Here is a 10,358-nt window from a genome sequence, read left to right on the forward strand (position 1 = left end):
TGATGTGGCGCCATCTGTTCGGACTTAACGGAGCGCTGAACTCATTTCTCGAGAGCGCCTTCGGCATCACTGACAAAATATCGTGGATCACTCATCCGTCCACGGCGCTGCCTTCGTTGATCCTGTTGTCGGTATGGCAATTCGGATCCGCCATGCTGATCTTCCTCGCGGGATTGAAGCAAGTGCCCAAGGAGCTCTACGAGGCTTCCGAAGTAGACGGGGCCGGTTCCTTCCAACGTTTTAAGTCGATAACGTTACCGCTGCTGACGCCTGTACTTCTGTTCAACTTGATCATGGGCATCATCAACGGATTTAAAGTGTTTACCGAAGGAATGATCGTAACCGGAGGGGGACCTTTCGACAAAACGTTGTTCTACGTGCTGTATTTGTACGAAAAGTCGTTCCGGTATTACGAGATGGGTTATGGCTCGGCGATGGCCTGGATTTTGCTGATGGTTATCGCGGCTTTTACGGCGATCGTGTTTACGACGTCCAGGCATTGGGTGCATTACGAGTCGAAGGGGGACTAACACATGGGAACGTCTGTGAGGACAATACGCCTGTTCCGAAGAGGGATTTTTCATCTGGCGGTTACGGCCTTTGCGCTCGTCATGCTGTATCCCATGTTATGGATGCTGTCGAGTTCGCTCAAGGATACGACCGAGATTTTCGTCAAATCGCATCAGTTAATTCCAAGCGAGTGGAGCTTCGATAACTATGTGACGGGGTTTAAAGGGTTTGCCGGCATTTCGTTTTCTGTATTTTTCAAAAACTCGTTTATCATAACGATTTTATCGGTTCTGGGGACGGTGATATCCTCCGCGCTGGTGGCCTACGGTTTTGCCAGAATCCGCTTCAAGTTCGCGCCGTTTTGGTTCGCGTGCATGATGTTGACGATGATGCTTCCGGCTGAAGTGCTTATGATTCCCCAATATATTCTGTTTCACAAAATAGGCTGGATCAATACCTTTCTTCCACTAATCGTGCCGTCGTTTTTCGGAGGAGCTTTCTTCATATTTCTGATTATTCAGTTTATGAGAGGGATTCCGCGGGAGCTGGACGAGGCGGCGGTCATTGACGGATGCGGCAAATATCGTACATTTGCCATGGTCATCCTGCCGCTGCTGACGCCGCCGCTTATTACGACCGCGATATTCAAGTTTTATTGGACCTGGGACGATTTCTTTAGTCCGTTGCTCTACTTGAATTCACCTAAGCTGGCAACCGTATCGCTGGCGATCAAAAATTTTTCCGATCCGACGATGAAGACGGATTGGGGAGCGATGTTTGCGATGTCCGTGTTATCGATTATACCGATCGTCGTCGTCTTTTTTCTCTTCCAACGCTACATCGTTGACGGAATCAGCACGACGGGACTCAAAGGGTAAAAAGAATGGAGGGACAGACCATGAGCCATTATCAGGCGCAAGCGCAACGTTATGAAAAGATGACCTACAATCGATGCGGGGTTTCGGGCTTGAAGCTCCCCGCTGTCTCGCTCGGGATGTGGCATAATTTCGGGGATGTGGACGTCTATACGAACGCGAAGGCAATGATGCTTCGAGCCTTCGATCTCGGCATTACCCACTTTGATCTGGCCAATAATTACGGGCCGTCGCCCGGCTCTGCCGAAGAGACGTTCGGAACGATAATTACGAGGGAACTGAAGCCTTACCGGGATGAGATGATCGTCTCGACGAAAGCCGGTTATTATATGTGGCCCGGACCTTACGGAGAGTGGGGCTCCCGCAAAAACCTGATCGCCAGTCTCGATCAAAGCCTGAAGCGAATGCAACTGGATTATGTCGATATTTTCTACTCGCATCGCCCTGATCCCAATACGCCGATGGAAGAGACAATGGGCGCGTTGGCGCAGATCGTGCGGGAAGGCAAGGCGTTGTACGTGGGCATCTCCAATTACAGCGCGGAACAGACGCGGGAAGCGATAGGCATTCTGAAACGGCTGGGCATCCCCCTATTAATCCATCAAGCGACATACTCCATGTTCAACCGCTGGGTCGAAAACGAGCTGCTTGATGCGCTAGACGAAGGAGGGGCGGGTTGCATCGCGTTTAGCCCGCTCGCGCAAGGTTTATTGACGAATCGTTATCTGGGCGGCATCCCTGACGATTCGCGCGCGGCGAGCGCGAACAGTCCATTCTTGAAGTCGGGAGACGTTACGGCAGAGAAGCTGGAGAAGCTTCGCGAGCTGAATGAGATCGCAAGGCAGCGCGGACAATCGCTTGCTCAGCTTGCGCTGGCGTGGGTGCTCAGGCAGAAGCAGGTAGCCTCCGTTTTGATCGGAGCTAGTAAAGTAGAGCAAATCGAAGACAATGTAGGCGCTTTGGATCGACTGAGCATTGAGGCTGACGAGTTGACGGCAATCGAACGAATCTTGCAGAAGTGAGCAGAGGGAGAGGAGCAGAAGAAATGGACAAAATAACAAGAATGCTGCGTACGCTTAATCAGGAGGCGGTTGATTATCCGCCGGTAGGCTTCTGGTTTCATTTCAACGGAGAGGAAGGGATGGGGCAAGCTTGTGTCGACGCCCATCTGAACTACTACAGGGAGACCGACATCGATTTCATTAAAATCATGTGCGACGGATATTTCCAATTCCCGCTAGCCGTCGAAATCAAGGAAGCGGCCGATTGGAGGAAGATAAAGCCGCTAAGCGCGGATCATCCTTATATCACGGAGCAAGTGGAGCGGGCGCGGCTTATTACGGAAGGCGTGAACGGGGAATGCTGCACCTTCTACAGCCTGTTCGCCCCCTTCTCCTGCATCCGGTTCGCGACTTCCGACGAGTTGGTCATGAAACATCTCAAGGAAGATCCGGAAGCCGTCCTGTACGCGCTTACCGTAATAGCCGAGGATCAAGCGGCGCTGGCGGAACGGCTCATTGCGGAGGCAGGCTGCACAGGCATCTATTATTGCTTGCAAGGCGGCGAGATGGATCGGTTCTCGGAAGGGGAGTATCGCAACCTGATTATGCCGAGCGACAGATACGTGCTCGATCGCGCGAACGGCTTCAGTCCGAACAACCTCCTTCATATGTGCGGCTGGGCGGGCGTGCGCAACAGATTGGATAATTGGAGGGAATACCCTGCCAAAGCGGTCAACTGGGCGATCTACGTCGAAGGGCTCGGCATTCGCGAGGGAAGGGAGTACTTGGGCGATCATGCCGTTTTAGGCGGCTTCGACAATACGAAGTCAGGCGTTCTGCACAGCGGCACTCGCTCGGAGGTTGAGCAATTCGCCAAACAATTAGTGGCCGAGGCGGGAACGCAAGGACTTATTGTCGGCGCGGACTGTTCGTTATCGCATGACATAGACAGGGAGCGAATCAAATGGGTAGTCGAAACCATCCGTTCGGCCTAGATTCTGATCCGATGCCCTATACGCTGGTCGCGCATGACGAGCATGATGAACGGCATCAGGGAGCCGTCGTGTACCCGATCTACCAGAATACGCTGTTCACTTATGCGAGCAGCGATCATCCGGGGCATGGCTACAAGTACAGCCGCATGGGCAATCCGACCGTTATGGAGCTGGAGAAGCGGCTTGCGGCGCTGGAGCACGGGGAGCGCGCGCAATGTTTCGCCTCGGGGATGGCGGCTATCTCGGCAGCGATTCTGTCGCGCGTAAGCGCAGGCGATCATGTGATTTGCGTCAGTCAAGTGTATTTCGGCACCCGGGAGTTTATGGACAGCTTTCTGTCCCGCTATCAAGTAGAAGTGACTTATGTGGACGGCGCCTCGATAGAAGCCATTCGGCAGGCGGTGCAGAGCAATACGAGGGTTCTGTATTTGGAAAGTCCGACCAGCTATTACTTTCAATTGCAGGATTTGAAAGCTTGCGTCGGGCTTGCTCGCGAATGCGGACTGGAAACCATTATCGACAATACATGGGCGTCGCCTTGTCATCAGCATCCTCTCGATATCGGCATCGATCTGGTTGTGCATTCGCTGACCAAATACGTGAGCGGCCACAGCGATGTGCTGGGTGGAGCGGTAATCGGCAGCTCTTCGTGGATTGAGCGGCTCTCTCAAGTGGACCATCAGCTTCTTGGGGGAATCATGACTCCGCATACGGCTTCCTTGATGATGAGAGGATTGCGGACATTGCCGCTAAGGATGGCGCGGCTGGGCGATACGGCGATGAAGATTGCCGAATATTTCGGCACGCTACCCTGCATACGCAAAGTCAATTTCCCCGGGCTGCCCGAGCATCCCCAGCACGAATTGGCAAAGCGGCAGATGACCGGCTGGGGTAGCCTTCTGTCGATCGAATTGGAGCAACCGCTGGAGAAAGCGAAACAATGGATTGATAAACTCGTTTATTTCCGGATCGGTCTCAGCTTCGGCGGTTATGAAAGCCTGGTGCTTGTAGTCGGGGCGGCCGAGCAGAGTACGGAGGAACAGCCGGTTACGCTCATTCGGTTTAATGTGGGGCTGGAGGATCCGGCGGATTTGATTCGGGATCTCGACAGCTGTCATACGTTTTTCACGAACGGGAGCGGGAGCGGGAACGGGAACGGGAATGAAAACAGCTGCCTGCGGGAGCAGGCGCAATAACAGGGCGGGACGGACGATAAGATCGGCGCTTGAAGCGTCGATCTTATCGTCGTTGCAGTCGGCTGATATAATAAGTGGCGAGGGGGAGTATGGATGAAACAAATGAAGCTCGAGCGAAAGCTGGTTCTATTTATCGTGATGGCGGCATTGACGACAAGCGTCCTTGGTTATTTGTTCGTCCAGTTCTCTCGCTCACAGTACAATGATCTGATCTATCGCGAATCTTCGGAGAAATTCCATCTTTTTTCGCTACGAATCGAGGAGAAGCTTGAAAATATCGATCGGCTGTCCTTATCCATCATGTCAGATCCCCATATTCAATCCTATCTGCTTACGATCAAAACCGAACCGGGCACCTATGAAGCTTACAGCGCCTCGAACAGTCTCAAGCGCAGGCTGCTTTCTTACCAAATATTCGATTATGCGGTAGCTTCTATCGTCATTATCGATAGCAATGGCACGCATCATACCTCTGGACTGCATACGAATCCGATGAACGGGGAGGAGATAGCGCAAGTGGTCGGGAAGGCGGCCGAATTTAAGGGAGCGAGCGTATGGGTCGGCGGCAAGGAGGGGTATTTCCAATCGCTGAGGGAGATCCGCGAGGTTAGCGATTATAGCATGGACCCGCTAGGCACGCTCGTCTTGCGGGCGCATGCGGATAACATCGTATATTCAAGTCCGGAAGAGGCGAATTATTACGATACGAAGCTGATGATCTCCTCCGATAATCAATTGCTGTTCGCCAGTCCCCATGCCATAGTACCGGAGCAGTTGGCTTATCGGCTGGGCGACAAAGACGCGGCAATCGACACCGACACCGGCTCCTATAAGGTCATCACGATCGAGGGCAGCAAATATTTGGAGGCGCAGTTTACGCTGGATTACACGGGATGGACGTTTACCCAATTAGTTCCCTACGGAACGTTATTTATGGAGATCGAAAAAATGCAGCTGTTGCTGCTTGGATTATATGCGTTGCTGCTGCTTGCCATACTTGCGGCAGGTTTGCGGGTATCGAGGTATATTACGAAGCCGATCGGGAAACTCATTGATAAAATGGCCGTCGTCGAAAAAGGGAATCTGGAGCTCGACCGGCTGGAGGTTTCCAACCAACGCAATGAAATTACATTGCTCAGCTTATCGTTCGACCGCATGGTCGATCGGTTGAATGAGCTGATCAAAGAAAACTATATTAAGCAGCTTATGCTGCGCAACGCGGAGTATGAGAGGCTGAAATCGCAAATCAATCCGCATTTTCTGTACAATACGCTGGAGTCGATCAACTGGCTGGCGCGAATGAACGGTCAGCTTCAAATTTCGGGCATGGTAAAGGCGCTCGGCAAGCTCCTCAGACACTCCATAACCGAAAAACCTTATATTACGATAGGCGAGGAAGCCGACCACCTCGAGCAGTATATTTATATTCAGAGGTTCAGGTTCGAAGAGAGGCTCGACTTCCGCATCGAGATCGACGAGCGTCTGCGTCTGCTCTATATGCCATGCGGCATTCTTCAGCCGATCGTGGAGAATAGCGTCAAATATGCGGTAGAGACTTCTACGGAGCCCTGTCGGATCGTTGTCTTCGCAGAGGAGCGGCCGGATCGGCTGGACATTGTCGTTCGCGATACGGGTGGCGGAATGGATCCTCGTTACTTGGAGAAGCTCGAGCGGGGAGAAATTAAGGCGGAAGGTACCGGAGTTGGGCTTAAGAGTATTCATGACCGGCTGCGGCTGTTGTACGGCTCCGGGTTCGGCTTGTCGATCGCAAGCGAGCCGGGCCAGGGAACATCGATTACAATCGCAGTGCCGTACACGCATGAACCGGATTCGTCTGCTTCGATGATTAATCGCTACGAGGTGATTGCACATGACTAACGAGTCATATCGAGTAATGGTGGTCGACGACGAGAGGATTATACGCGAAGGCATCGCTTCCCTAGTAGATTGGCAGGGCATGGGGCTGGAGCTGGCGGGCTGCCTCAAGGATGGAGCGGCTGCGCTGGAAGAGATGGAGCAGCTGAGGCCCGATATCGTCATTACGGATATCAAGATGCCCCGCATGGATGGGCTGGAGCTGATCAAGCAAGCCAAGCAGCGGTTTCCCGATATGAAGTTCGTGGTATTGTCGGGGTTCGGGGAATTCCGGTTCGCCAGCCAAGCCATGAAGCACGGCGTCAAACATTATATTCTCAAGCCATGCGATGAGCATGATATTAAGAAGGTATTGACGGACATTGTCAATGAACTGGATGTGGAATCGCGCGAGCGCACGGCATTAGGGCAAATGGAGAGGATCCTCTCCGAAGTAGTGCCGAGAGCCCGCGAGAAGTTGTTGTCCGATTATTTGCTCGGCCGGATGACGGACGACGAAACGGCGGACTATCTCGAACAGGTTCGTCTTCATGACGGAGAAGGCATGCTGCGCCTGCTGGCATGCAGGACGGAGACAGAATTGCGGTACGAGGAAGCGAAGAAGCTCATACCGCTGATCGTCGAACATCTCGGCGAAAACCATGTAAAACATTACGCCGTTATTCATCAGGTCATGGTACTGCTCATAGCGAATTATTCCAGGACGGATCTTCTTGAACGGATGGAATACACGACAACACGCCTCGAATCGGAAGCGGGAAGCAAGTTCATTTGGTCGATAGGACACGAGGGCGCCATGACGGACATGCCTCGCGCTTTCGAGGATGCCATGCGGCATATGGAGCAAGCTTATTATTTGGGCGAACGCTCCATTACGGCATTGCGGACGGAGGGATCTGTCGACAAGGCCGAGTCGCCCGCGGTGTTCGCTGCGGCCGAGCTGGATCATTATTCCGGCATATTGGGCCACATTCGGATCGGGTCCAGAGAGGGATTGAACAAGGAACTCGCGGCGTTATTCTCCAAATTGAGACAGCTGCGGCTGTCCATCGGAACGACAACCGGCATTAGCATCGACTTGATTGCGATCTTGCACAAACAATGCGTTCCCAATCCAACCAACGAATATTTGAATCATACGGTGCCGATTCTCCAGATGAAAACGCTGGGGGAAGTGGAGAGGTATATTTCCGAGGAGGCCCACTCCATTTTGGATACGTATTACGGCACGCCGGCGGCGAGGGGCAAAATGGCGGCCCATCGGATGGCCCGGTATGTTCATGATAATCTGGAGCGGGAGGAGCTGTCCTTGCAATGGCTTGCCAAGCATAAGCTGTTTATGAATCCCGATTATTTGGGCAAGTTGTTTCGCAAGGAAATGAAGATGAGCTTTCCGCAGTACGTAGCCAAGGCGCGCATCGAAAAAGCAAAAGAAGCGATCGCGCGCTCCGGCGACTACAAAATTTATGAACTGGCCGAGATGTCGGGGATGGGGAGCGATCCCAAATATTTCAGCAATTTGTTTAAAAAACAGACGGGCTGCACGCCGCAGGAGTATAAGTCCCGCATCGCTGCGGAACGGAAGGGGGGATAAATTCTGAAATCAGGGCGTCAATGAAACGGAAAGAGAAAAAAGGGCTGAGGCGGTTGCCTCAAGCCCTTATTGTCGTTGTGCGAGCCCATTTGGGCGATCGTGATCAAAAGCGGACTTTTTGAACAACCTCGTCTAAGTCAAGTTGAACAGTCCGAGCGTCGAGCATTTGTCGTATTCGTCCGCGACGACTTCGTCCAGCTGGATCTGAAGCAAGTTGCAGAGCGCCGTCATATAGAACAAATTGCGACCCAGCTCGCTCTTCAGCACTTCGTTGCAATGTTCGCACAACGCTCCTGATAGATGGCTTTGCAACGTTTCCTTGGCATTCTCAAGCTCGTGTGTGTCGGAATACTGCTGCTTCCTCGCATTCAATTCGATACAGCCGCAGTCTGTTACGGCCTTGCTGACAGCACGGTTTACCGACGCGCCGGATTGACCGAACTTTGACATCACGTCAAGCAAGCTGCGATGCCGCAGCAACAGCTCAGATACCTGCTGCTGGAATTGATCCAATGTTGGGGCATTCATAGATTCCACCTCAAATCACCGCCTTATAGTAGTCGTCACTATTTCCATTATAATGCTCTCGCACACGGTTTTCCACATGCCAGAAGTTGCAGACTGAATCCGGGGCGAGTCCTTAAGGGGCGCGGGTCAGGAAACTTTTGGCGAAAAAGGGCAGGGGGACGATTAGAGGGCGAAAGATTGGAACATAATTGTAATGGAGGTGAACCATTATGGTGATTAGAAGAATGATACAACTTATTGGATTATGGTTTGGCGCGATGGCCGGCAGCGAAGTATACGGATGGGGGAGCGGCGCGGCCGCATGGTCCACTCCGTCCTATGGCATGCTGCAATCCGGCACTTATTACATGAATGTGGCGCTCGGAGCCGTGTTTGGCGTTATTATGGCTTCGGTGCTGGCGGGACCGATCGTTCGATCCTTACACAAAGGCGTGGACGCGATATCGGACATGCCGATCAGGCAATTGCTCATCGGCACAGGCGGCCTGCTGGCAGGCCTGCTGCTTGCGGTGATGCTGTATCCCGTCGTCGCCGATCTGAGCGGAATCGGCAATTTGCTGCCCGCGGTCATGGCGCTGGCATTCGGCTTCGTCGGCCTGCGGATCGGTGTGCTAAAGCAGGAGGAGATCGCGGCAGGCTTCGCGGCGCTGCTGGAGAAGCCCAAGCCAGTGTCTGCCTCGCCTGAAGCGAAGGGCTTCGAAGAGCACAAAATTCTGGATACGAGCGTCATCATCGACGGACGGATCGCGGATATTTGCAAGACGGGATTCATTGAGGGAACGCTGGTCATTCCTGAATTCGTGCTTGAAGAGCTGCAGCATATCGCGGATTCCTCGGATCTGCTCAAACGCAACAGGGGGCGCAGAGGTCTCGATATTCTGAATAAGATTCAGAAGGAGCTCGACGTCAAAGTGCTGATCTACGAAGGGGACTTCGAGGAGATCGGCGAGGTCGACAGCAAACTGGTCAAGCTCGCCAAGGCTCTGCGCGGCAAGGTCGTCACCAACGACTTTAACCTGAACAAGGTGTGCGAGCTGCAGGGCGTGTCGGTTCTGAACATTAACGATCTTGCCAATGCCGTCAAGCCGGTCGTTCTTCCGGGTGAGGAAATTATCGTTCAAGTGATCAAGGACGGCAAGGAGCACGGCCAGGGCGTCGCTTATCTGGACGATGGCACGATGATCGTGGTGGAGGGCGGACGCGACTACATCGGCACGACGATGGAAGTGCTTGTAACGAGCGTGCTGCAGACGTCGGCGGGAAGAATGATTTTTGCCAAGCCGAAGCTGTTGGAAAAAGCGTTGTAAAAAGGTATGATAGTATTCAAGAGGTTGTTCAAAAAGTCCGCTTTTGATCACGAAGTATGCCAAGAAGCATACTCGACATCGAATATGGAACGCAAGCGAAACTTCCGGTGCTCACGTAGCTTCCACTACGCTCCGCTCCTCAGTTTCTACTTTCATTCCATCTTCTACAGCGTTTTGAAAAACGCAGCTTCGGAAGCATACGCTCATGTGCTGAAAACCGAACTTTTTGAACCGGACTTCAATGTGTCATAGAGGCACATGGAATATAATCGTACATATGGTAAGCGTTCGAAAGGCTCGGTTTTGGCGGGCTTTTTGAACCTCATATACAAGGCTAAGGCAGGTAGAGGGCATGGCGGAGAAGTGGGGCGTTGTCATTGTGGCGGCCGGTCGCGGCACGCGCATGGGAACGCGCGAAAGCAAGCAATACTTGCGGCTTGCGGACAAGCCGATTCTGGTCCATACGCTGGAGCTGTT

10 protein-coding genes are annotated in these 10,358 nt (G+C 52.9%); 9 read left to right on the forward strand and 1 reads right to left on the reverse strand.

What is annotated here, in order from left to right; translation table 11 throughout:
- The 7 genes from PAT3040_RS38370 to PAT3040_RS03775 form a co-directional block, all read left to right on the forward strand.
- A partial coding sequence (locus PAT3040_RS38370) for a carbohydrate ABC transporter permease (RefSeq protein ID WP_258234817.1) occupies window positions 1–530 on the forward strand: 530 nt, incomplete at its 5' end.
- Window positions 531–533: 3 nt separating this feature from the next.
- On the forward strand, window positions 534–1,388 hold the full coding sequence (locus tag PAT3040_RS03750) for a carbohydrate ABC transporter permease (RefSeq protein WP_108991590.1): 855 nt from the start codon (window positions 534–536) through the stop codon (window positions 1,386–1,388).
- 20 nt (window positions 1,389–1,408) lie between these two features.
- The gene (mgrA, locus tag PAT3040_RS03755) at window positions 1,409–2,407 is read left to right on the forward strand and encodes an L-glyceraldehyde 3-phosphate reductase (protein ID WP_108991591.1); all 999 of its coding nucleotides are present in this window, start codon (window positions 1,409–1,411) and stop codon (window positions 2,405–2,407) included.
- A 23-nt stretch (window positions 2,408–2,430) separates the two neighbouring features.
- Window positions 2,431–3,381, forward strand: coding sequence for a uroporphyrinogen decarboxylase family protein (locus PAT3040_RS03760; protein ID WP_087570279.1), 951 nt, complete (start codon window positions 2,431–2,433; stop codon window positions 3,379–3,381).
- Complete coding sequence (locus tag PAT3040_RS03765; RefSeq protein ID WP_108991592.1) at window positions 3,351–4,577, forward strand: trans-sulfuration enzyme family protein; 1,227 nt, start codon at window positions 3,351–3,353, stop codon at window positions 4,575–4,577. The genes PAT3040_RS03760 and PAT3040_RS03765 overlap by 31 nt, the downstream gene beginning before the upstream one ends.
- Window positions 4,578–4,670: 93 nt before the next feature.
- Window positions 4,671–6,455 (forward strand): sensor histidine kinase, encoded by a 1,785-nt coding sequence (locus PAT3040_RS03770; RefSeq protein ID WP_108991593.1) that lies wholly within the window; start codon window positions 4,671–4,673, stop codon window positions 6,453–6,455.
- On the forward strand, window positions 6,448–8,046 hold the full coding sequence (locus PAT3040_RS03775) for a response regulator (RefSeq protein ID WP_108991594.1): 1,599 nt from the start codon (window positions 6,448–6,450) through the stop codon (window positions 8,044–8,046). The genes PAT3040_RS03770 and PAT3040_RS03775 overlap by 8 nt, the downstream gene beginning before the upstream one ends.
- 132 nt (window positions 8,047–8,178) lie before the next feature.
- On the opposite strand, the gene PAT3040_RS03780 is transcribed toward PAT3040_RS03775, so the two are convergent.
- A complete protein-coding gene (locus PAT3040_RS03780; protein ID WP_087570283.1) occupies window positions 8,179–8,574 on the reverse strand; it encodes a nucleoside triphosphate pyrophosphohydrolase family protein in 396 nt (131 codons plus the stop codon).
- 209 nt (window positions 8,575–8,783) lie between these two features.
- Between PAT3040_RS03780 and PAT3040_RS03785 the strand changes: the two genes are divergently transcribed.
- Together PAT3040_RS03785 and PAT3040_RS03790 are read left to right on the forward strand one after the other, a co-directional pair.
- Window positions 8,784–9,881 (forward strand): PIN/TRAM domain-containing protein, encoded by a 1,098-nt coding sequence (locus PAT3040_RS03785; protein ID WP_108991595.1) that lies wholly within the window; start codon window positions 8,784–8,786, stop codon window positions 9,879–9,881.
- 352 nt (window positions 9,882–10,233) lie between these two features.
- On the forward strand, window positions 10,234–10,358 hold a 125-nt coding region (locus PAT3040_RS03790; protein WP_181376425.1), incomplete at its 3' end, for a 2-C-methyl-D-erythritol 4-phosphate cytidylyltransferase.

Origin of the sequence: Paenibacillus agaridevorans, from assembly GCF_003112455.1 — a bacterium.
GTDB lineage: Bacteria > Bacillota > Bacilli > Paenibacillales > Paenibacillaceae > Pristimantibacillus > Pristimantibacillus agaridevorans.